This window comes from Streptomyces lacaronensis, assembly GCF_047337785.1.
Lineage (GTDB): Bacteria > Actinomycetota > Actinomycetes > Streptomycetales > Streptomycetaceae > Streptomyces > Streptomyces lycopersici.
Window position 1 is genome coordinate 7,560,466 of the sequence record NZ_JBLHDK010000003.1, and the last position, 22,277, is coordinate 7,582,742.

Annotated in this window: 19 protein-coding genes and 1 tRNA gene; 13 read left to right on the plus strand and 7 right to left on the minus strand. The window is 71.5% G+C overall.

What is annotated here, in order from left to right:
* Nucleotides 1-75: 75 nt before the first annotated feature.
* The gene (locus tag ACMTAK_RS32340; protein ID WP_413809438.1) at nt 76-1,122 is read right to left on the minus strand and encodes a polyprenyl synthetase family protein; all 1,047 of its coding nucleotides are present in this window, start codon (nt 1,120-1,122) and stop codon (nt 76-78) included.
* Between the two features lie 170 nt (nt 1,123-1,292).
* On the opposite strand from ACMTAK_RS32340, the gene ACMTAK_RS32345 reads away from it, so the two are divergent.
* Together ACMTAK_RS32345 and ACMTAK_RS32350 are read left to right on the plus strand one after the other, a co-directional pair.
* A complete protein-coding gene (locus ACMTAK_RS32345; RefSeq protein ID WP_413809439.1) occupies nt 1,293-1,511 on the plus strand; it encodes an MbtH family protein in 219 nt (72 codons plus the stop codon).
* Nucleotides 1,512-1,717: 206 nt separating this feature from the next.
* Nucleotides 1,718-2,707 carry a zinc-binding alcohol dehydrogenase family protein gene (locus ACMTAK_RS32350; protein ID WP_413813059.1) on the plus strand — a complete coding sequence of 330 codons (990 nt, stop codon included), beginning with the start codon at nt 1,718-1,720 and terminating at the stop codon, nt 2,705-2,707.
* Between the two features lie 79 nt (nt 2,708-2,786).
* Here the strand turns inward: ACMTAK_RS32350 and ACMTAK_RS32355 are convergent, their stop codons facing one another.
* Both ACMTAK_RS32355 and ACMTAK_RS32360 read right to left on the minus strand, forming a co-directional pair.
* Nucleotides 2,787-3,197: a VOC family protein gene (locus ACMTAK_RS32355; protein WP_413809440.1), complete on the minus strand. Its 411-nt coding sequence runs from the start codon at nt 3,195-3,197 to the stop codon at nt 2,787-2,789.
* 192 nt (nt 3,198-3,389) lie between these two features.
* A complete protein-coding gene (locus tag ACMTAK_RS32360; protein ID WP_413809441.1) occupies nt 3,390-3,812 on the minus strand; it encodes a hypothetical protein in 423 nt (140 codons plus the stop codon).
* A gap of 180 nt (nt 3,813-3,992) precedes the next feature.
* Between ACMTAK_RS32360 and ACMTAK_RS32365 the strand changes: the two genes are divergently transcribed.
* Both ACMTAK_RS32365 and ACMTAK_RS32370 read left to right on the plus strand, forming a co-directional pair.
* Nucleotides 3,993-4,463: a cation:proton antiporter regulatory subunit gene (locus ACMTAK_RS32365; protein ID WP_413809442.1), complete on the plus strand. Its 471-nt coding sequence runs from the start codon at nt 3,993-3,995 to the stop codon at nt 4,461-4,463.
* 4 nt (nt 4,464-4,467) lie between these two features.
* Entirely contained in the window at nt 4,468-5,739 is a 1,272-nt protein-coding gene (locus ACMTAK_RS32370; protein ID WP_413809443.1) for a cation:proton antiporter, read from the plus strand.
* A gap of 86 nt (nt 5,740-5,825) precedes the next feature.
* Here the strand turns inward: ACMTAK_RS32370 and ACMTAK_RS32375 are convergent, their stop codons facing one another.
* Nucleotides 5,826-6,866, minus strand: coding sequence for a sporulation protein (locus ACMTAK_RS32375; protein WP_413809444.1), 1,041 nt, complete (start codon nt 6,864-6,866; stop codon nt 5,826-5,828).
* A 588-nt stretch (nt 6,867-7,454) separates the two neighbouring features.
* Between ACMTAK_RS32375 and ctaD the strand changes: the two genes are divergently transcribed.
* Nucleotides 7,455-9,230: an aa3-type cytochrome oxidase subunit I gene (gene ctaD / locus ACMTAK_RS32380; RefSeq protein ID WP_413809445.1), complete on the plus strand. Its 1,776-nt coding sequence runs from the start codon at nt 7,455-7,457 to the stop codon at nt 9,228-9,230.
* Between the two features lie 196 nt (nt 9,231-9,426).
* Here ctaD and ACMTAK_RS32385 read toward each other — a convergent pair.
* Nucleotides 9,427-9,499, minus strand: a tRNA-Arg gene (locus ACMTAK_RS32385).
* 382 nt (nt 9,500-9,881) lie between these two features.
* On the opposite strand from ACMTAK_RS32385, the gene ACMTAK_RS32390 reads away from it, so the two are divergent.
* The 7 genes from ACMTAK_RS32390 to ACMTAK_RS32420 all read left to right on the plus strand — a co-directional run bounded on the left by ACMTAK_RS32390 (nt 9,882) and on the right by ACMTAK_RS32420 (nt 19,346).
* Complete coding sequence (locus ACMTAK_RS32390; RefSeq protein WP_413813060.1) at nt 9,882-11,492, plus strand: dynamin family protein; 1,611 nt, start codon at nt 9,882-9,884, stop codon at nt 11,490-11,492.
* A 6-nt stretch (nt 11,493-11,498) separates the two neighbouring features.
* Nucleotides 11,499-13,415, plus strand: coding sequence for a GTPase (locus tag ACMTAK_RS32395; protein WP_413809446.1), 1,917 nt, complete (start codon nt 11,499-11,501; stop codon nt 13,413-13,415).
* Nucleotides 13,416-13,877: 462 nt separating this feature from the next.
* Entirely contained in the window at nt 13,878-14,420 is a 543-nt protein-coding gene (locus tag ACMTAK_RS32400) for a single-stranded DNA-binding protein (RefSeq protein ID WP_413809447.1), read from the plus strand.
* Nucleotides 14,421-14,637: 217 nt separating this feature from the next.
* Nucleotides 14,638-16,032 carry a Cys-Gln thioester bond-forming surface protein gene (locus ACMTAK_RS32405; protein WP_413809448.1) on the plus strand — a complete coding sequence of 465 codons (1,395 nt, stop codon included), beginning with the start codon at nt 14,638-14,640 and terminating at the stop codon, nt 16,030-16,032.
* Between the two features lie 302 nt (nt 16,033-16,334).
* On the plus strand, nt 16,335-17,999 hold the full coding sequence (ettA, locus tag ACMTAK_RS32410; protein ID WP_262699937.1) for an energy-dependent translational throttle protein EttA: 1,665 nt from the start codon (nt 16,335-16,337) through the stop codon (nt 17,997-17,999).
* A gap of 4 nt (nt 18,000-18,003) precedes the next feature.
* Complete coding sequence (locus tag ACMTAK_RS32415; RefSeq protein ID WP_413809449.1) at nt 18,004-18,519, plus strand: acyl-CoA thioesterase; 516 nt, start codon at nt 18,004-18,006, stop codon at nt 18,517-18,519.
* A complete protein-coding gene (locus ACMTAK_RS32420; RefSeq protein ID WP_413809450.1) occupies nt 18,516-19,346 on the plus strand; it encodes a serine/threonine-protein kinase in 831 nt (276 codons plus the stop codon). Before ACMTAK_RS32415 ends, ACMTAK_RS32420 begins: the two co-directional genes overlap by 4 nt.
* A gap of 74 nt (nt 19,347-19,420) precedes the next feature.
* Here the strand turns inward: ACMTAK_RS32420 and ACMTAK_RS32425 are convergent, their stop codons facing one another.
* Nucleotides 19,421-19,825: a globin gene (locus ACMTAK_RS32425; RefSeq protein WP_201849460.1), complete on the minus strand. Its 405-nt coding sequence runs from the start codon at nt 19,823-19,825 to the stop codon at nt 19,421-19,423.
* Between the two features lie 80 nt (nt 19,826-19,905).
* Between ACMTAK_RS32425 and ACMTAK_RS32430 the strand changes: the two genes are divergently transcribed.
* Complete coding sequence (locus ACMTAK_RS32430) at nt 19,906-21,069, plus strand: methyltransferase domain-containing protein (RefSeq protein ID WP_413809451.1); 1,164 nt, start codon at nt 19,906-19,908, stop codon at nt 21,067-21,069.
* On the opposite strand, the gene ACMTAK_RS32435 is transcribed toward ACMTAK_RS32430, so the two are convergent.
* Complete coding sequence (locus ACMTAK_RS32435) at nt 21,050-22,240, minus strand: FHA domain-containing protein (RefSeq protein ID WP_413809452.1); 1,191 nt, start codon at nt 22,238-22,240, stop codon at nt 21,050-21,052. The two genes, ACMTAK_RS32430 and ACMTAK_RS32435, sit on opposite strands and share 20 nt — an antisense overlap.
* Between the last annotated feature and the right edge of the window lie 37 nt (nt 22,241-22,277).

Consider the following 22,277-nt stretch of genomic DNA (forward strand, 5'->3'; position numbering starts at 1 on the left):
CCGGGGACGAAGGGGAGGGATGGGAGGGGATGGGCGCCTTACGGTCGCCGTATGGGCGCCTTACGGAGGAGCCCGTCAGTGATCCCGGCGCGCCACGAAGTCGCACAGCGCGTGCAGAACCCGGGTCGCCGGACCGTCCGGCAGTCTGTTGGCCGCGGTGCGGGCGCGCAGCAGCCGGGCGTGCATCACCGTGCGCGCCTCCGCCAGCGCCCCGCAGCGGTGCAGCAGCGCGACGGCCCTCGGCAGCCCGGCGCCCTCCGAGCCCGCGGTGGCGGCGGTCAGCAGGGTGCGCAACTCGCCCGCCTCCGGCCGCTCGTCGGCCAGCGCCAGCAGCACCGGGAGGCTGGCGACCCCGATCGCGAGATCCTTGCCCTGTTCCTTGCCGGAGACCTCGGAGGTGGAGGTGATGTCGAGGATGTCGTCGGATATCTGGAACGCGATGCCCAGATGTTCCCCGTATTCGGCGAGCGTCTGGACGACATGCTCCGGGGCGCCCGTCCGGACCGCACCCAGCTGCAGCGCCATGGCGATCAGCGCGGCCGACTTCCCGGCCACCACCGTGAAGTAGTGGGAGAGCGGATCGTCGTCGTCCGAGGGGCCGACGAGTTCCCGTATCTGGCCCATGATCAGCCGATTGGTGACCTTGGACTGCAACCGTATGGTCTCCGGGCCGAGTTCCGCGGCGAGCTGGGCCGCCTTCGACAGCAGCCAATTGCCCGCGAGGACGGCGGTGGTGTTGCCCCAGCGGGCGTTGACGCTGGGGACTCCGCGCCGGGTGCGGGCCTCGTCCATGACGTCGTCGTGGTAGAGCGAGGCGACGTGCACCAGCTCGGCCAGGGCGGCGGCCTTCACGGCGGCGGATGGGGCGGCGCCAACCGGCGCGCCCGCGCCGAACTCCGCGCCCACCAGCGCCAGCAGCGGGCGCAGCCGCTTGCCGCCGGGGCCGAAGAGATGTCCGGCGACTTCGGCGACACAAGGGTCCTGGGCCTCGGCGGCGAGAGCGCGCAGCCACTCCTCCGAGGCGTCCATTCCGCGTTCCAGCCGGGCCGTGAGCGCGGGGTCGCCGATGGTGAGCTCCATGGCCATGGAGCCCCTGGGCTCGGTTCTGGCGGACGCGACCATGCCGCGGACCGTAGGCGAGGGCCACCCCGGAACCCCGAATTCCGTCAGGAAGGTGCCATTTTCCGTATCCCAGGCTTTTCCCCAGGCCCTCGGTAACCCGTCGGCGGGTGCCCGCCCCCTGCCGGTACCGTCAAGCTCGTCGACGCCGACCGTGAGCGAGGAGACCAGCGATGAGCAACCCCTTCGAGAACCCCGACGGCCGCTATCTCGTGCTCGTCAACGAGGAGGGGCAGCACTCGCTGTGGCCCGCCTTCGCCGAGGTCCCGGCGGGGTGGACGGTCGCCCACGGCGAGGACGACCGCCAAGCGTGCCTGGACTACGTCAATGAGCACTGGACCGATATGCGCCCCACGAGCCTGATCAACGCGATGGACGGCACCACGGCCTGATCAACGCCATGGACGGCACCACGACCCTGATCAACGCCGTGGACGGCGCCTCGGCCTGACCGCGTCCGCACGCGGTTGGCAGTTTCCGGTCATATCTCTTCCCTTCTTGGCGCCGCATGGCCGTAACGCGTGCCTTACGGTCGCCACGGTGCTCACGGCGTTACGTTGGCGAGGTGACGGACACGAACGTCGACCTTCCGGCGACCATGCGGGCATGGGTGGTCCCCACCCCGGGCCGGATCGAGCAGGTGGAGCTGCCGGTTCCACGCCCGGCGGAGGACGAGCTGCTGGTCCGGGTCCGGGCCTGTGGCGTCTGCCGCACCGATCTGCATGTCCGCGACGGGGATCTGCCCCCGCACCGCAGCCCCGTCGTCCCCGGTCACGAGGCGGTCGGCGAGGTCGTCGCGGCAGGCTCGCGGGCGCACGGCCCCGGCCCCGGAATCCGGCTCGGCGTCCCCTGGCTGCGGAGCACCTGCGGCCGCTGCCGCTACTGCCTCCGGGCCCAGGAGAACCTGTGCCCGTTCTCCGAGTACACCGGCTGGGACGCGGACGGCGGCTACGCCGAGTACGTCACCGTACCGGCGGCCTACGCCTATGAGCTGCCCACCGGATACCGCGACGAGGAGCTCGCCCCGCTGCTGTGCGCCGGGATCATCGGCTACCGCGCGCTGTGCCGGGCCGACCTCCCGCCGGGCGGTCGGCTCGGCATCTACGGCTTCGGCGGCTCGGCGCACCTCACCGCCCAGGTCGCCATCGCGCAGGGCGCCGTCGTCCACGTCCTGACCCGCTCATCCGCCGCCCGCGCGCTCGCCCTGGACCTCGGTGCCGCCTCCGCGAACGACGCCTACGACCGCCCGCCCGAGCCGCTCGACGCCGCCCTCCTCTTCGCCCCGGTGGGCGAACTGGTCCCGGTCGCCCTGGAGTCCCTGGACGCGGGCGGCACACTGAGCATCGCCGGGATCTACCTCACCGACATCCCGTCACTCGACTACGAGCGGCATCTCTTCCGCGAACGCACCGTCCGCAGCGTCACCGCCAACACCCGCGAGGACGGCCGCGAGTTCCTCGCCGCGGCCGCCGAGCACCGGATCAGCGCCACGGTCACGCCGTACCCCTTCGACCGGGCGGACGCCGCCCTCGACGACCTCGCCGCCGACCGCGTCAACGGAGTGGCGGTCCTGACGATGCCGCACTAGGGATGACCCCGGGGCTGGGTCTGGCCCCGGGGGCCTGGACCTGGGAAACCCTGGTACCTCGGCCCGTGGCCCCGGCACCTCAGGAATTCGACCAGCCGCGGCGGCACAGCACCAGGCGGTAGCCGTCCGGGTCCTCGATGGTGACGCCCCATTCGTTCCAGTACGGATTGGGGGAGGTGACGCGGGTGCCGCCGTGCTGGGTGAGGCGGTCCACCAGCTCCTCGGGGACCGGTTCGTCGAGGTAGATCACCAGCAGATCCTCCTCGGTCGGCCGGGGCTCCACGGGGTGGGCCGCCTCGTGGACGAGCTCCAGATGCCAGGAGGCGTCCGGCCGGCCCACCATCAGCAGATCGTGCTCCCCGGCCCGGTCACCACCCTCGACCCGGTACACCACGCTCAAGCCCAGCCCCGCACACCAGAAGCGCTCCGCCGCCGCGAGGTCGCGCGAGGGGCGGGCGATGCGGATGTGGCTCTGACCGTCGGCGGGCATGGGCGCCTCCTTCGTCGTGGCGGAACACATTGACGGCGCCGTGATCGCCGGGCCGCGCCCTGAGCCTAGGGACGCGCCCGCCGCGGGGGCATCGGCCGCGCGCCGGGCCTTCCCACGGCCGTGGGACCTACGACCGCGGACCGGTCACCTCGCCCGTGGACCGGTCGCATCGCCTCTCGCGGACCGGTCACCTCACTCCGGCGCCCCCGGACGGCGGCCGAGCGGGCTGATGCGGCGGTATCCCGCCCGAGCGTTGACGATGCGGGCGAGCGCGGTGCCCGCGACGGCCGCCGCCATGAGACAGGCGAGCCAGCGGGCGTCGCGGCCGCCCGCCCAGGAGAGCTGCCCCGCGGGCGGAATGGCGAAGCCGTTGAGGAACAGCCAGCACAGCCCCGCCGTACCGGGCGCCGCGACGAAGCGCGCGCACAGCCCCAGCAGAGCGGCCAGCAGCGAAAGCGCGACCAGGGCGAACATCGGGCGGCCGTGGCCGCCGAGGAAGTTCAGGGTCGCCACCAGCACCAGTGCGCCCAGGAAGGCCCCGCCCCAGATGACGGGAGTGGCGACCGGATCGGGGACTGGCCTGATCCCGGTGGAGAGCCGCCTCCACTCGATCATGGGCACCACCCCTCCTCTGGGCGCCATCCTCTTCGTGGATCGATGGCCCACCCCACCCATACGCGGTCGGCATCGTCCCATCGCACCCTCGCACACCTGCCGTCATTACCAATTCTTTGCCATTCGTTAGGGTGGCACAAGAATCGAGCGACGAGAGGGATGATTGTGGGCGCTCCGCGCATGAGCAGTACGCCATTGCCCGGCATCGGGGTTCGCTACGACCTGACGACACGAGAGAGCAGGCGGCTTTCGGTCATCGCACATCGCGACGGCGGACGGACGCTGAGCGCGTACCGGAACGAGGACCCCGATGAGTGTGCCCTGTCCACCAGGCTGACCCCAGCGGAAGCGGAGGCGCTCGTCGGGGTGCTGATGCCAAGTCATCACAGCCCGAATCTGCTGTCCACCACCGAGTTGGGGCTGGTGGCCGAGCGGATCGAGCTGTCGACCACGTCGTACTGGAACGGGAGGGTGCTGGGCGAGACGCGGATGCGGACGGAGACCGGTGTCTCGATCGTGGCCGTGCTGCGCAGGGCGGAGGCGATCCCCTCCCCGACCCCCGACTTCCGGCTGGCCGGTGGGGACGAACTGATCGTGATCGGCACCCGCGAGGGCGTGGAGACGGCCGCGGCGATACTTGGGCGGGAGTGAGCCCATGCATTCGTCTGCCGTCTTTCTGATCGAGTTCGGCGCGGTCATCCTGTGCCTCGGGCTGCTGGGGCGGCTCGCCGGGCGGCTCCGGTTCTCTCCGATCCCGCTGTATCTGCTGGCCGGACTGGCCTTCGGCGAGGGTGGGCTGCTGCCGTTGGGGACGAGCGAGCAGTTCGTCGCGACCGGCGCCGAGATCGGCGTCATCCTGCTGCTGCTGATGCTCGGGCTGGAGTACACCGCCAGCGACCTGGTCAGCAATCTCAAGACCCAGTACCCGGCCGGGCTCGTCGACGCGTTGCTCAACGCCCTGCCCGGCGCCGTCATGGCCCTGCTGCTGGGGTGGGGGCCGGTGGCCGCCGTCGTGCTGGCCGGCGTCACCTGGATCTCCTCCTCCGGCGTCATCGCCAAGGTGCTCGGCGATCTGGGCCGGCTCGGCAACCGTGAGACCCCGGTGATCCTCAGCATCCTCGTCCTCGAGGATCTGGCGATGGCCGTCTATCTGCCGATCGTCACCGCCCTGCTGGCCGGTGCGGGCCTGGCGGCGGGCAGCGTCACCCTGGCCATCGCCCTCGGCGTGGCGGGTCTGGTGCTGTTCCTGGCCGTCCGCTACGGGAGGCATATCTCCCGCTTCGTCTCCAGCGACGACCCCGAGAAGCTGCTGCTGGTGGTGCTGGGGCTGACGCTGCTGGTGGCGGGGATCGCACAGCAGCTCCAGGTGTCGGCGGCCGTCGGCGCGTTCCTGGTGGGCATCGCCCTGTCCGGGGAGGTCGCCGAGGGTACGCACCATCTGCTCAGCCCGCTGCGGGATCTGTTCGCCGCCGTGTTCTTCGTCTTCTTCGGCCTGCACACGGATCCGGCCAGCATTCCCCCGGTGCTGCTGCCCGCCATGACGCTGGCCGTCCTCACCGCCGGTACGAAGATCGCCACTGGCTACTGGGCGGCGCGCCGGGCCGGGATCTCGGCCCGGGGCCGCTGGCGGGCGGGCGGCGCGCTGGTGGCCCGGGGCGAATTCTCGATCGTCATCGCGGGGCTCGCCGTCACGGCTGGTATCGAACCGTCGCTCGGACCGCTGGCCACGGCGTACGTCCTGATCCTGGTCGTCCTTGGCCCGCTCACCGCCCGCTGGACCGAGCCCGTCGCCCGGCGGGTCACGGCCCGGCTGGCGGCGCGCCGCGAGCCCGCTGTCGCCGCGGCGGTCGAGGGCGGCGGCGATGGTGTGGCGAAGGAGCCGCGAGAGGCGGTGGACGACCCGGACGCGGTGGGGCGCCGCTCATAGCCGTTCGTCGGCGCGTACAGGGAGGGCCGCGGGAAGATCCGTGGCCCTCCGCGTCGCTCCGCGGCTCAGTCCCCGCGCTCCGTGGCTCAGCCCCGGTTCCCCTCCCCGGACCCCGGGCCCCCTAAGTCTCTTCTGTCCCCCAAGCCCTCTAAACCCTCTAAGGCACCCAGATCACGCAAGTCACCCAAGCCCGCTAAGTCACCTAATCCGGCTAAGTTCCCTAACGCGTCGCCGAGCCCGGCCGCGACCATGCCGCCGCCCACGGCCCCACTCGCCGCCGTACCGGCCGTGACGCCCGCGCTGCCCGCGATGCCCGCGATGCCCGCGATGGCCGCACCGGAGCGGCCATCGCGGGCGGTATGCGTCGCGCGGGATTCGATGAGTGCCCGGACCCAGGAGTCGACCTCATCGGTCCAGTCGCGCTGCTCGAGGCCCTCGTTGCGCACGGTGTGGCGGCCCAGGGCGCCAGAGCCGCCGCCGCGCTTGTCGGCCTCCAGGACGACTTCCATGCCGTCGGGCCCGGCGAGAAGGGTCAGCGCGATCTCGTTCACGTCGTGGAGGTACTGAGGGGCGGGGGTGAGCTCGATCTCCTGGTGGAAGGGGAGCCGCTGCCCGGTGCCCGCGATATGGGCGAGCCGCAGATCGGCGGCGACGAGGCCGAAGCCGAGCCGCCCCAGCGCCCCCAGCACGGCATCCTGGACCGGCAGCGGGCGCACGATCAGCGGCTCCGGATCGCCGTGGTCCCTCACGCCCGCCGCCGCGAGCTCGACCCGGACGCCCAGGACGACGCCCAGCGGCTGCCCGGACACCTCGGTGAGCGGCGTTTCCCACGGTATGTGGATGGTGAACGGAATGTCTCTGTGCTCTCTCGCGTCGAGCCGGAACCCGCCGCCGAGCCGGAGGCGGTCGAAGACCACATCACCCTCGTCTTCCTCGCCGCCGTACCCGGCCCCGACTCCGGCGACCAGCTCCAGCGCGAGGTGCTCGAAGTCACAGGCGCTGCCTCCGCCCCGGAGCCGCACATGCCCCCGCACCACCCCACCGGGGCGCACCGGCTCCCGGTCCAGGACCGTGTCCACGACGGGCCCGCCGACCCCGAGCGAGCCGAGCACTCGTTTGAACACCATCGCGGCGTTCACTCCTTCACTGTCACTGTGATCGTTCTCTGTTTCGTGTGGGGGCGTTCGTTCCTGAGTTCCGTGGGGGGGCATGCGTGGAACGAACGAGAAGGTAAAGGGATTCCCATGTACGCGTCCTGGGGCGGCAAAACCAGCCAGAGGCGATGCGGTCCCCGTCGCCGACGTCCCCGACGGCACGGTTCGGTGTTCATCCGCTCACGGAGAGCTATCTGAATGGGTCCTCCGGTCATGGGTAACTCGGGTCGGGCCCGCGGAATCCGGCGCGGCTCATCTCAGCGGCTCATCTCAGCGGCTCATCCCAGAGGACGGGAGAAACCGATGTCACGTGTGCGACGGGTGAGATCGGCGCTGCTGAGCGCCGTGGCAATCGTCGTGAGCGCGGGAATCCGGCGATGGCGGCGCAGATCGGCCCGCGAGCCGCGCCCAGGACTCCGGTGAATGACCCGGCCTCTACGGCGAGTCGGGTCCGAATCGCCATTCCGCTTCGGGTAATGGTGGGCGAATCGATACAACGAATTCGTCGGCCGGTGTCGCCGGCCGCCCACCCATGCAGACGGCCGAGGAGCGGACACGGACATGGCGACGACAACCAAGCCCGAATTTGAAGCTCCCGCGGAACCCACCAAACTCGGCACCATCGTGGTCGACTGGCTCACCACCACGGACCACAAGAAAATCGGACACCTGTACTTGGTGACCGCGTTCGGTTTCTTTCTGATCGGCGGCCTTCTGGCCATGATCATGCGGGCCGAACTCGCCCGGCCCGGACTGCAATTGATCAGCCCGGAGCAGTACAACCAGGCTTTCACCCTGCATGGCACGCTGATGCTGCTGTTCTTCGCCACGCCGGTCTTCGCCGGATTCGCCAACGAGATCATGCCGCTCCAGATCGGCGCCCCGGATGTCGCCTTCCCCCGGCTGAACATGTTCTCGTACTGGCTCTTCCTCTTCGGCGGGCTGATCGTGATCGGCAGTCTGCTCACCCCCGGCGGCGCGGCGGACTTCGGCTGGACGGCCTATACGCCGCTCAGCAGCAAGGCGCGGACACCGGGCGTGGGCGGCGACATGTGGGTGATGGGTCTCGCTCTCTCCGGCTTCGGGACGATCCTGGGCGCCGTCAACTTCATCACGACCGTCGTGTGCATGCGCGCCCCGGGAATGACGATGTTCCGGCTGCCCATCTTCACCTGGAACATCCTCTTCACTTCGATCCTGGTGCTGCTCGCTTTTCCCGTCCTGGCGGCCGCCCTGCTGGTGCTGGAGGCGGACCGAAAATTCGGCGCGGTCGTCTTCGAGGGGGCCAACGGCGGTCCGGTGCTGTGGCAGCACCTCTTCTGGTTCTTCGGCCATCCCGAGGTCTATATCATCGCCCTGCCGTTCTTCGGCATCATCACCGAAATCATTCCGGTGTTCTCCCGCAAGGTGGTCTTCGGATATATGGGTCTGGTGGGCGCCACCATCGGCATCACCGGTCTCTCCGCGACGGTGTGGGCCCACCATATGTTCGCCACCGGAGCGGTGCTCCTGCCGTTCTTCTCCTTTATGACGTTCCTCATCGCGGTGCCGACCGGGGTGAAGTTCTTCAACTGGGTCGGCACCATGTGGCGTGGGTCCCTCTCCTTCGAGACGCCGATGCTCTGGGCCATCGGCTTCCTGGTCACCTTCCTCTTCGGCGGGCTTACCGGGGTGATCCTGGCCTCGCCACCGCTGGATTTCGAGGTCCACGACAGCTATTTCGTCGTCGCCCACTTCCACTACGTGGTCTTCGGCACGGTGGTCTTCGCGATGTTCGCCGGATTCTATTTCTGGTGGCCCAAGTTCACCGGCAGGATGCTCGACGAACGTCTCGGCAAGATCCACTTCTGGACCCTGTTCGTCGGCTTCCACACCACCTTCCTGGTCCACCACTGGCTCGGCGTCATCGGCATGCCGCGTCGCTATGTCGACTATCTGGCCGCCGACGGCTTCACCACGCTGAACACGGTCTCCACCATCGGCTCGTTCCTCCTCGGCCTGTCCACGCTGCCGTTCGTCTACAACGTGTGGAAAACCGGGAAGTACGGGAAGCGGGTCGAACTCGACGACCCCTGGGGATGGGGCCGCTCCCTGGAATGGGCCACCTCCTGCCCCCCGCCCCGGCACAACTTCCTCACCCTGCCGAAGATCCGCTCCGAATCCCCCGCCTTCGACCTCCACCACCCCGAGGTCGTCCCCCATGAGGTCCCCACCACCAACCGGCCGCCCCTCTCCGAGGCCATGGGCGCCCCGGTTGACCTCGGCACCGAGGACGACCGCACCGGCGGCGGACCGGGCCCCGAAGCGGGCGACGACACCGGGGGCCGCGAGGACTGACCCCCGTTGGTTTCCCATGCCCGCCGAATTGCCGCTGAGATCGGCTCAATCACGAGGACGACGACCTGATGCGCCCCTGGGCGATCGTCCGGGACTGACGGGACGGGACTCGAGGACTACTCGCGTCTGGGGCTATATGTGCTCTCAACGGCGAGAAGACCCCCTCCGCTACGTGCGTAGAGGAGAGGGCCCAGTGCGCCCCCGGCAGGACTCGAACCTGCGGCCAAGCGCTTAGAAGGCGCCTGCTCTATCCACTGAGCTACGGGGGCCGGTGGTGGTCATGGAGCGGGTGAGCCCCCGGTGCCTGCGGGGCCGGCGGGGCGGCCGTGGTGCGGGTGGCCGGGCTCGACGGACCGTGACCTTGCCGGGACAAGGATAGGGCTCCTTGCACCTCGCCCCGGTTGCTTCACCTCCGTGGCACGTTGTGGAGGTTCGGTGAAGCGGTCTGATAATCGCAGGCAGGTCCGAAACTTGCATCGTTTTTCACGCCTCAAGGAACGGGTGTTGTGCACTCGTTATGCCCGTGCCCCTGTCGTCACGTCTGCCTCATGCTCCTTTTAGGGTGATCCGGGTGGGTCTCTTTGACGCGCACGAGTGAGCATACGCTTCAAAAAGACACCAAAAGCGGGCATTCTTCATCACGTGGCGATCTTGGATGTACGGCCCCGGCTGCTCGACGCGCTGACCTCACTGCGTGACCGTGTCGACGCCGCTCGGTTTCCGCTCCCCCTTCCCGGCGCCGACCGCGCTCGCCGTAGCCGTGCCGAGCTGCTCGCTCAACTGGACGACTACCTCGTGCCCCGGTTGCGCGCCCCCGAAGCGCCCCTCCTGGCGGTAATCGGGGGATCGACGGGTGCGGGCAAGTCCACCCTGGTCAATTCGCTGGTCGGCCGACGAGTCACCGAGGCCGGTGTGTTGCGGCCCACAACGCGTACGCCGGTGCTGGTGTGCCACCCCGACGATCAGGCCTGGTTCGCCGGGCAGCGGGTACTGCCGCGGCTCACCCGGGTGTGGGTGCCGGCGCAGGGGGAGCGGGCGGAGAGCGCGTACGACGAGGAGGGGCGGGCACAGGAGGGGCCGGCGGCGCTGCGGGTGGAGACCGACCCGGGGCTCGCGCGGGGGCTCGCCCTGCTCGACGCGCCCGACATCGACTCGCTGGTCGCCCGGAACCGCGATCTGGCCGCGGAGCTGATCTGCGCGGCCGACATCTGGGTGCTCGTCACCACCGCCACCCGATACGGCGACGCCGTCCCCTGGCATCTGCTGCGTACCGCCAAGGAGTACGACGTCACCCTCGTCACCGTCCTCGACCGGGTGCCGCACCAGCTGGCCGCCGAGGTCTCGCGGCAGTACGCCGGGCTCCTTACGGCGGCCGGGCTCGGCGATGTCCCGCGCTTCACCATCCCCGAGCTCCCCGAATCCGCGGGCGGTGGCAGTGGGCTGCTCCCGGCCACCGCCGTCGCCGCCCTGCGGGCCTGGCTCACCCAGCACGCACAGGATCCGTACGCCCGTACCGTCGCCGCCGCCCGTACGGCCGCCGGGACGCTGGCCTCGCTGCGTGCCCGGATGCCCGCGCTGGCCGGGGCCGCGGCGGCGCAGCACGCGGCCGCGGTGCGGCTGATCCAGCGGGTCGAGGGCGCGTACGGGGAGGCCGGGGAGCGGGTGCGGCGCGAGATCGCGCAGGGGGCGCCGCTCGCGGGCGGTGCGCTCACCCACTGGCACGGGCTGCCGCACGGCAGCGCCCCCGATGAGCTCCTTACGGCTCTCACCGACTCCCTGGCCACCCTGCTGCGCAGCGCGGCCGCCACGGCTGACGAACGGGTCGCGGAGGCCGGGAGGCAGGACCCGGCCGCGCGGGTCGGGCTCGCCCCGTGCGACGCGCGCGGCGCCGCCGAGCGGATCGGCGTGGCCGTACGGCACTGGCGGCGCTGCGCCGAGGAGCTGGCCGAGGAGGAGGCCCGGGCCCGGATCGCCGAGTGCGGGGGCAACTGCGTGCCCGAGGAGATCGCCGCCCTGCTCGCCGCGTCCCTCCTGGGCGGACGCCGCGCCCGTAAGGCGGGCGAGAAGCTCGCCGAGACCCTGGGCGCGCATGCGGCGTTGCGCCTCGGCGACCGCGGCGGACGGCTGCTCGACGGCTGTGTCACACGCGCCATGCGGGCCGAGCGCGACCGCAGGCTCGCCCCTCTGGAAGCCCTGGACATGTCACCGGAACACCAGGTCGAGCTGATCGCCGCGCTGTCCGTACTGCAGAAGGAGAGGTGACCGTAGGTGACGGCCACGGAGTGCAACGGCGGCAACGAGGGCGGCGGGAGCTGCGGGGGAGACCGGGCGGCGGGGGTCCGCCACACCTGGGACGACGGCCTGATCGCCCGGCGGGCGCACCGCCGGGCCGCCGGGCGTGCCGCGGGCCGCCCGGCCCGTGCGATGGACCAGGAGGCGGCGGAGGAGGCCGCACCGGACATCCCCGGCGCCGCGGCGGGCTACTTCCCGGAGGAGGAGACCGGGCGACGGTCCTTCGGCGGCCCTCCGTACGCCGTGTACCAGGCCGGTGTCCGCAGCTTCGCCACGGGCACCCTGCGGCCCCGTCTGGAGGCCCTGCGCCAGCTCGTCGGGCTGTCCCGGTCCCGGCTCGAGGGGCGCGCGCTCGCCGGGGCCGCGCGGGTGCTCGACGAGGCGGACGCGCGGGGACGGCATCCTTACGGGCACACCGTGGTCGCCGTCGCCGGGGCCACCGGAAGCGGTAAGTCGACACTGTTCAACGCCCTCGCCGGAGCCCCCCTCTCCGAGACCGGGATCCGCCGTCCGACCACCGCCACGCCCCTCGCCTGCGCGTGGACCGACCACGCCGACGGCCTGCTGGACCGGCTCGGCATCCCGGCGGTGGACCGGCGCAACCCGGGCTATCCGTACGACCCCGCGCTGCGCGGCCTGGTCCTGCTCGACCTGCCCGATCACGATTCGGCCGCCCCGGGCCACCGGGAGCGGGTGGACCGGCTGCTGGGTCTCGTGGACGCGGTGGTGTGGGTGGTGGACCCCGAGAAGTACGCGGACGCGGTCCTCCATGAGCGCTATCTGCGGCCACTCGCCGGATACGCCGAGGTGACCTTCGTCGTGCTCAACCAGGTGGACCGGCTCCCGGGCGAGGCCGCGGACCAGGTGCTGGACGATCTGCGGCGGCTGCTGGACGAGGACGGGCTCGCGCTCGGGGAGCACGGGGAGCCGGGAGCGGCCGTGCTGGCCCTGTCCGCGCTGACCGGCGAGGGCGTCGGGGAGCTCCGTGAGACGCTCGCGCGGCTCACGGCCGAGTGCGGGGCGGCCGAGCGCCGGCTGTCGGCGGACGTGGACGGCACGATGACGCGGCTGCGGCCGCAGTATGTGGCGGACAGCGGGCCGGTGGGGCTCACTGAGCGGGCGCGGGCGGAGTTCGAGGACCGGCTGGCCGAGGCGGCGGGCGCGGGCGCGGCCGGGAAGGCGGCCGAGCGCGCCTGGCTGAGGGACGCGGAGTGGGCGTGCGGAACGCCCTGGGGGCGGTTGAGGGCGAGGAAGGGCCGTGCTTCAGGGGGCTCTCGAGGCGGCTCTCGGGGCTCGCGAGCCCACGGAGCCGGGAAGTGGACGGAGATCCCGGGAGCGCGGGCACGCACGTCGGCGGTGGAGGCGGTCACGGCGCGCCCCGCGGTGGAGGAGGCGGTACGGGCGCTCGGGGACGAGGCGACGGCCGGGCTGCCCGGTCCATGGGCCCAGGCCGTCCGGGAGGCGGCGGGATGGGGCGGCAGGGGGCTGGCGGAGGCGGTGGACGAGGCGGTGGCGGCCGAGACGGCGCATCGGCGGCCGGTCCGGCCCGTGTGGTGGTCGATGGTGGCGGCGGCTCAGGTGACCGTGCTGCTGGTGCAAGTGATGGGGGTGCTGTGGCTGTTGGGCGCCATGGCAGGGGTGTTCGGCGGGCCGGGGTGGTGGATGCCGGCGCTGCTGGTGATGGGCGGCGCGGCGGTCGGCCCGACGCTGGCGTGGGGCTCCCGGGCGGCCGCGCGGGGGCCCGCCCGGCGCCACGGCCGGTCGGTGGAGGGCCGCCTGCGGGAGGCGGCGGCCGAGTGCGGGCGCAGACGGGTACTGGAGCCGGTGGAGACGGAGCTGGCGCGGTACGGGGAGGTACGGGCACAGTACGTGGTCGCGGCGGGCGGGGCGTGACGGGCTACGGGTGTCCGGCGGACCACGCGGCGGCCCCGCGTATCGATGCTTTCCCCTCCCCGCCCCTTCCCGCGGCACGCATTTGCGGCTCCGGTGCGTGGCAGGGGCTCCGCCTCTGGACCCCGGGGGTCTGGGGCGGAGCGCCGCCCCTTCCCGCGGCCGCGTATCGATGTTGCGGGAAGGGGCGAAGCCACGGGCCGGGGTCTGGGGCAGATGTCCCGGTTTCGGGAAGGGGCGGGGAGGGGGGCTGCCCGCCGCAGGCGTCACCATCCGTCGGACACCCCCAGCTCGGCGTGTCGGGTGGGGGCTGACGGCCGGGGGCCTGGCGGTCCGGGTGCGGCGGGCGGTCACTCGTCCGGGTGGCCGAGTTGTCCACAAACGCGGGGTCGTGCACAGGCCCCGGCGGGGTTTCGTGATGCCGGGCAGCATGGTCCACGAGCGGCATGGCAGAGCCGCGAAGTGATGGGGGAGGCGTGGCCGGTGAACGAGAGCTGGGTGACCGTGGTGGGCAATGCCGCGACGCGGCCGGACTTCTGGGAGACGGCGGCGGGTGTCGCGGTGGCCCGGTTCCGGCTTGCGGTGACGGTGCGCCGCTGGGACCGGGGGCGGGACGCGTGGGCGGACGCGTACACGAGTTTCTACACGGTCTGGACGTGGCGGTCGCTCGCCGCGAATGTCGCCGGGTCGGTATCGCTCGGCGAACCCCTCGTCGTCCATGGGACGTTGCGGGTGCGGGAGCGCGAATGGGACCGGGAGCGAGAGCGGGAGAGGGACCGGCCGCTTCAGGGAGGCGGAGGAGGGGGAGAGGGAGCGGTCGGTGTGGCCGCGCCTCCGGCCCCGGTTGGGGATTCAGGTGGCGGGACGTATCAGCCCAGGCGCTGGGTCACCGCGGAGATCGACGCGGTGGCGGTCGGACACGATCTCACGCGGGGTACATCCGCATTTCGTCGGGTTTCACAGGCCAAACCGCTTCTAAACACGCCGACCGGGGCAACTTCCCCATGAGCGGCCGCGACTACGGGAGATTTATCGATAATCCCAGGTCATATGGAATCCGGGGATTAGATAACGATTCCGATTCGGATCGGTTGGGTCTAGGTATTACCGGGGAACGTTCGGTTCCTTTCTCCCTAGGATCCCTGCGTGCCCAACGGGGGTTCCTGAGTTTTGAGTTCGCTGGCGAGGCGCACCAACTGACTGGCGCTCGCCCGGAGGGGAAACCATGATTTCTGTAAGGAGGCGGGGCGCTGCCCGCCTTGCGGCCGCCGTTCTGGCGTCCGGCCTGGTCGCTGCGGGTGCGATAGTCACCGCAGGCACCGCCGCCGCCGATGACGCGCCCCCGAGCCAGGGCGGTGCGACCGCCACGCTGGGCGGTCTCAAGACGTTCGACAAGGCCGTCATCCACGACAACGGCAAGGACCAGCAGGTCGGCGCCGGTCTCTTCGAGATGTCGGTCGACAATGGCGGTTCCATCCAGACGTACTGCATTGATCTGCACAACCCGACGCAGAGCAAGGCCAAGTACGAGGAGAAGTCCTGGGCCGAGACGTCCCTGGCGAACAACCCCAACGCGGGCAAGATCAACTGGGTTCTGCAGAACTCCTACCCGCAGGTGAACGACCTCGGCGCGCTGGCGAAGACGGCGGGCACCGGTCCCCTCACCGAGAAGACCGCCGCCGCGGGGACGCAGGTCGCCATCTGGCGCTTCTCCGACAACGCGAAGGTGGACGCGGCCGACCCGCAGGCCGAGAAGCTGGCCGACTACCTGGAAAAGAGCGCGCAGAACCTCCAGGAGCCCAAGGCGTCGCTGAGCCTGGACCCGCCGGCCGTCTCCGGCAAGGCCGGTGAGCGGCTCGGCCCGGTCAAGGTCCACACCAACGCCGACAGCGTCACCCTGGCCCCGGGCGCCGAGTCCGCGGGCGGCGTCAAGCTCGTCGACAAGAGCGGCAAGACCATCACCAGCGCCGCCGACGGCGGCGAGGTGTACTTCGACGTCCCGAAGGGCGCGTCGGACGGCTCCGCCACGCTGACCGCCCAGGCCGCCACCAAGGTTCCGGTGGGCCGCGCGTTCGCCAGCGCCACCAAGAGCCAGACGCAGATCCTGGCCGGGTCCAGCGAGAGCACCGTCTCCGCCACCGCCACCGCGAACTGGGCGAAGAAGGGCGCGGTCCCGGCGGTCTCCGCCGAGAAGGACTGCGCCAAGGGCGGTGTGGACATCACGGCCACCAACAAGGGCGACGAGGCGTTCACCTTCGAGCTGCTGGGCCAGAAGTACACCGTCGAGGCGGGTCAGTCGAAGACCGTCACCGCCCCGGTGAAGGAGGACCAGAGCTACAAGTTCACCATCTCCGGTCCTAACGGCTTCGAGAAGACCTTCTCCGGCGTTCTCGACTGCAAGACCTCCAGCAGCGGCGGCGGCAGCGACACCCCCTCCTCGCAGCCGAGCCCCGCGTCGGCCGGTGGCAGCACCGGTGGTGACACCTCCGGTGGCGACCTCGCCGAGACTGGCAGCAGCAGCAACACCCCGATGATCGCGGGCATCGCCGTGGCGCTGGTCGTGGTCGGCGGCGGCGCGATCTTCTTCGTCCGCAAGAAGAAGGCGACCGCGGGCGAGTGAACGCCGGGGCGGCGACGCCAGGGCGGCAGTGATCGCTGAGTGAAGCGACGGTCACCGGGTGTGGTGATCATCGAAGAACGCGGTGATGGAGGGCCGGAGCCTCATGGAGGCTCCGGCCCTTCGTGTCACCGGGGGACGGCGAATGCCGTACCCATGCCGCACGCCGGACCAAACGGGTTTCCGCCTCGGGCGGGCTGTACGGCAAGATGGCTGTATCTACCCTCACGCGGTGGACTCGCCACGGATACGAACCCGCGGCGGAGCCGCACCTCGATACCTACCAGATTGCCGGACGGTTTCTCTTGGCTGAGTTCATCTACACCATGCGCAAGACGCGCAAGGCGCACGGCGACAAGGTGATCCTCGACGATGTCACGCTGAGCTTTCTGCCCGGCGCGAAAATCGGTGTCGTGGGCCCCAACGGCGCCGGTAAGTCGACGGTGCTGAAGATCATGGCCGGCCTGGAGCAGCCGTCCAATGGTGACGCCTTCCTCTCACCCGGCTACAGCGTCGGCATCCTGCTCCAGGAGCCCCCGCTTGACGAGTCCAAGACCGTGCTGGAGAACGTCCAGGACGGCGTGGCGGTCACCAAGGGCAAGCTGGACCGCTTCAACGAGATCGCCGAGCAGATGGCGACCGACTACAGCGACGAGCTGCTCGAGGAGATGGGCAAGCTCCAGGAGGACCTGGACCACTCAGGCGCCTGGGACCTGGACGCCCAGCTCGAGCAGGCCATGGACGCCCTCGGCTGCCCGCCCGGCGACTGGCCGGTCACCACCCTCTCCGGCGGTGAGAAGCGCCGTGTCGCGCTCTGCAAGCTGCTGCTGGAGGCCCCCGACCTGCTGCTGCTGGACGAGCCCACCAACCACCTCGACGCCGAGTCCGTCAACTGGCTGGAGCAGCACCTCGCCAAGTACGCGGGCACCGTCGTGGCCATCACCCACGACCGGTACTTCCTGGACAACGTCGCCGAGTGGATCCTGGAGCTCGACCGCGGCCGCGCCATCGGCTACGAGGGCAACTACTCCACCTACCTGGAGAAGAAGCAGGCCCGGCTGAAGGTCGAGGGCCAGAAGGACGCCAAGCGCGCCAAGCGCCTCAAGGAGGAGCTGGACTGGGTCCGCTCCAACGCCAAGGGCCGCCAGGCCAAGTCCCGCGCCCGGCTGACCCGTTACGAGGAGATGGCCGCCGAGGCCGAGAAGACCCGGAAGCTGGACTTCGAGGAGATCCAGATCCCGCCGGGGCCGCGTCTGGGCAATGTCGTGGTCGAGGTGGAGAACCTCTCCAAGGCGTTCGGCGAGAAGGTCCTGATCGACGACCTCTCCTTCACCCTCCCGCGGAACGGCATCGTCGGTGTCATCGGCCCCAACGGCGCGGGTAAGACTACGCTGTTCAAGATGATCCAGGGCCTGGAGACCGCCGACGCGGGCAGCATCAAGGTCGGCGAGACCGTCAAGATCTCCTACGTCGACCAGAGCCGCGCCAATATCGACCCCAAGAAGACGCTGTGGGCGGTCGTCTCCGACGAGCTCGACTACATCAACGTCGGCCAGGTCGAGATGCCCTCCCGCGCCTATGTCTCCGCCTTCGGCTTCAAGGGCCCGGACCAGCAGAAGCCGGCCGGGGTGCTCTCGGGCGGTGAGCGCAACCGCCTCAACCTCGCGCTCACCCTCAAACAGGGCGGCAATCTGCTGCTCCTCGACGAGCCCACCAACGACCTCGACGTGGAGACCCTCTCCTCGCTGGAGAACGCGCTGCTCGACTTCCCCGGCTGCGCCGTGGTCGTCTCCCACGACCGCTGGTTCCTCGACCGCGTCGCCACGCACATCCTGGCGTACGAGGGCGAATCCAAGTGGTTCTGGTTCGAGGGCAACTTCGAGTCGTACGAGAAGAACAAGGTCGAGCGGCTCGGCCCGGACGCGGCCCGTCCGCACCGCGCCACCTACAAGAAGCTGACCCGGGGCTGAGTGGATGGCACGCCATATCTACCCCTGTCCCCTGCGCTGGTCCGACATGGACGCGTTCGGCCACGTCAACAACGTGACCTTCCTCCGCTATCTGGAGGAGGCCCGAGTCGACTTCATGTGGCGGCTGGCGCCGGGGAACGGGAGTGACGCGTTCACCGGTGGCGTCGTCGTGGCCCGGCACGAGATCGACTATCTGAAGCCCCTGGTCCACCGGCACCGTCCGGTGACGATCGAGACCTGGGTGACGGAGATCAAGGCCGCGTATCTCACCCTGCGCTATGAGATCAAGGACGAGGACGCCCTGTATGTGCGTGCCGCCACCCGCATCGTGCCCTACGACCTCGACCAGGAACGCCCGCGCCGGGTCACCCCGGAAGAGGAGAAGTTCCTGACCGAGTACCTGGAGCCGGACCCGGTGAGGAAGGGCGCCGCGAAGAAGGCGTCCAAGGCGTCCACGAAGCCCGCCGGATCCGCCGATGGCGCCGAGCGGGCGGAGGCGGAGGGGGCCCTCTCGGTATGACGGCCCCCAGCCAGGAGCTCCACTTCGCCGACGCCGGGGAGGCGGCCGACCTCGCCGCCTTCCTGGCCCGGCTGATCCACTACGACCGGGCGGCGGCGGTGCGGCTGCAGGCGGGCGGCGGTGTGCTCGCCGTCTTCGGCCGGCCGCCGTCCTTCGAGGTCCTCGCGATCCGTACGGCGAGGCTCGGGGCGATCGTGAGCACCGAGGCCGCACCGGACACGCCGCATTCGTCGGCCGGGGCGGGCGCACTGGATACGACCGTCTCGGCGGGCGAGTTCGCGGACGCGCTGGACACGGCGCGGGCCGCGCGGACCGCCGACGGGCCCGAGGGCCGTGACCGGGGTGACCGGGGCCTGGTGGTCACCGTGCCGCAGGCCGTCACCGGCCCGCCATGGGCCGGGGTGCTGCCGCCGCGCGGCGGCTGGCGCCGGGTGAACGGACTGCCGGGCGTGAACGAGGTGCGCGGGGCGGTCACCGCCGCCGTCGCCGAGTTCCGGGCCCGTGATGCGGCGCTCCCCGAAGAGCGGCGTACGCGTGCCGAGCGCGACCGCATCGGCCATGAGATCTGGTCCCGCACCCTGGGCGACACCGGGCTCCCGCTGCGCGCCGTGCACGCCGCCCAGTCGCTGGGCTTCCTGCGGCCGGTCCGGGCGGCGGCACCGGCCGTCACCGCCCGCGGGAGCGGCGTGGCCACCGCGGCGCCCGAACCCCTGGCGCTGCTCGCCGCGGGCGGCTGGCTGCGGCTGCGCACGCCGTACGGTTCGATCGCGGTGCGTACGCAGGGCCTGTCCGGCGGTCTGTCCGGGCTGTCCGTCACGCCCGCCTGAGCCCGCCGGTCAGCCCGCGGGGTCAGTCCTCCAGGTCAGCCCTCCGGGGCAGTCCTCCAGGTCGATCCGCCGGGTCAGCCCTCCGTGTTGATCATGGAGGCGGCGGCGTAGGTGAGGTAGTGCCACAGCTGGCGCTCGAGCTCCGGGGCGAGCTCCAGCTCGTCCACCGCGTCGCGCATATGGCGCAGCCAGGCGTCATGGGCGGCGCGGTTCACGGTGAAGGGGGCGTGGCGCATGCGGAGCCGGGGGTGGCCGCGGTTGTCGCTGTAGGTGCGGGGGCCGCCCCAGTACTGCATCAGGAAGAGTGCGAGTCGCTCCTCGGCCGGTCCCAGGTCCTCCTCGGGGTACATCGGCCGGAGCACCGGGTCCTCCGCGACCCCCTGGTAGAAGCGGTGGACCAGACGCCGGAAGGTTTGCTCGCCACCGACCTGCTCGTAGAAGGTCTGCTCCTGAAGTGTGCCTCGCGGAATCTCTTTCACGCCTCCATGCTCTCAGACGCCCCCGTCTGGAAAAGGGGGCGTGGGTAGCGGCCGGAGGCCGGGCGCAGGAGAGTGGAGTCATGGGCAGCACGGGCGGGAGCACACGCAGTGCGCCGGACGCCGCGGAGCGTGTGGCGCGGCGGAAGCCCGCGGGCCGGGAGGCCGATGGGTGCGCCGAGGAGGCCGCGGCGCTGCGGACCGGGCTGGTCCGGGAGATCGTGGCGGGCGGCGGACTCACCGACCCCGCCTGGCGGGCGGCCTTCGAGGAGGTGCCACGCCATCTGTTCGTGCCCTACTACCACGAGGCGGGGGACGCGGCCACGGCGGCCGCACCGCCGGGCGCCAAGACGGCAGGGGCGGCAGGAGTCGGGGAGGCGGGTGCGGCGCACGGGACGGTCGGCTGCACCCGGCTGTGGCGCGACGACCCCCACCCGCTGCGCCGGGCCCGCTGGCTGGCCGGCGCCTACGCGGACGCCCCGCTCGCCACGCGGGTGCGCGACGGCGAGCTGATCACCTCCAGCAGCCAGCCGTCGCTGATGGCGCGGATGCTCCAGGCGCTCCAGGTGCGGGACGGGGATCGGGTGCTGGAGATCGGCGCGGGCACCGGCTACAACGCCGCGCTGCTGGCCCATCGGCTCGGCGACGCCCACGTCACCACCCTCGATCTCGACCCGGAGATCACCGAGACCGCCCGCAACCATCTGGCCGCGGCCGGATTCCGCCCCGCGGTCGTCACCGGTGACGGGGCGCGCGGCTGTCCGCTGCACGCTCCCTACGACCGGATCATCGCCACCTGCGCCGTGGCGTCCATCCCGTCCGCATGGCTCGGTCAGTGCCGGCCGGACGCGCTGATCCTGACGCCGCTCGCGACCGGGCTGATCGCCCTGAGGGTCGCCGACGCCCGTCATGCCGAGGGGCGTTTCCTGGCCATGCCCGCGTACTTCGTCCCGCTGCGCGGCAGCGGCGCGCCGCCTCAGGCGCCCACCCACGGGCTGCCGTCCCGGCCGCTGCTGGACGACTCCTTCCGCTTCCTGCTGAACGTGGCCGCGGGCCATATGGAGCCGGTCGAAGCCCTCGCGCTGTGGGAGCACGAGGGCAGGCCGGGGCGGGAGCGCTACGGGGTGACGGTGCGGGGCGAGCGCCAATGGGCCTGGCTGGACGACCCGGAGGGCGCCTACGGCTGGCCGCTGGGCCCTCCCGGCCGTCTTGAGCCCGTCCGGGGCCTCAGCCCCGGCGCACCGTGATCGTCGTCCAGGCGCCGACGTGGACGCGGTCGCCGTCCCGGAGCGGGACCGGTACGAACGGCTGGATCGGCTCCTCGCCGCCATTGACCGTCGTGCCGTTCGTCGAGTCCTGGTCGACGACCGCCCAGACGCCGTCGGGCTGCTGGACGAGGAGCGCGTGCTGGTGCGAGACGCCCGGGTCCTCGGGCGGCCTCCCGAGGTCGATGTCGGGGGCCTCACCGGTGCTGTGACGGCGCCGGCCGATGGTGATCTGCTGGCCGTTGAGCGGCAGCTGCTGCTCGGGGGAGTAGGCCGGGAGGTTCAGCCCGGCGGCCTCCGGGCCGCTGCGGTTCATCATCGCCATGAAGTACTCACGGTCCGGGGCGACGACGGCTATCCAGTTGCCGGGCGCCTGCGCCGGGGCCCCGCCCTGGCCGAACTGGGCGCCGCCGGGGTGCTGCTGTTGCGGAGCACCGGGGTGCTGTTGCGGAGCACCGGGGTGCTGCTGCGGGGCACCGGGGTGCTGCTGCGGCGGCTGGTGGCCCGGCCCCTGCTGCTGGGGCGGCGGGGCGTACCCCTCGTTCCCGTATGGCTGGGCCGGGGGCGCCGGGGCCTGGGGGTAGCCGTAGCCGTACTGCGGGGCCTGCGGCGCTCCGTGGCCCGGGGCGCCCTGCTGCGGGGCGCCGTGCGGGGGCGTGCCCTGGTGCGGCGCGCCCCCCTGCGGCGGCGGAAGCGTCCAGTCGCTGTCGCCGCCGAAGCCGGAGGGCTGACCGCCGCCCTGTGTCGGGTGCGGGCCCTGCGGCCCCCCGGGCCCGGGCTGTGGCGGCCCCGGCTGCTGCGGCGGCGCGTAACCGCCCTGCGGCGGGCCGTACGGAGACGGGGTGTGCGTCTGGAAGTTGAAGCGGCACTCCTCACAGAACGGGGCCTGCGCCTCACGTGGCGTACGGCACTGCGGGCACAGCTCCTGCTGCTGTGCCGGATAGCCGTAGCCGCCCGCGCCGCCGGGCGGCGGTGGGCCGCCCGGCCCCGGACTCCCGTAGCCACCCGGTGGCACGGGAACACCGGGACCGTTCGGCATGGGCGGAGGTGGCGGGACGGCGCCGGAGGGCATGGGTGTCCCCGACATCCGGTGCCCACACACCTCGCACCAGTCGTCGGCCGCCGATTGGTGGCCGTTGGGACAGGTCGGCATGTCGGATCCCCCTCTGTGGCGTTCTTGGCGTTTCTGC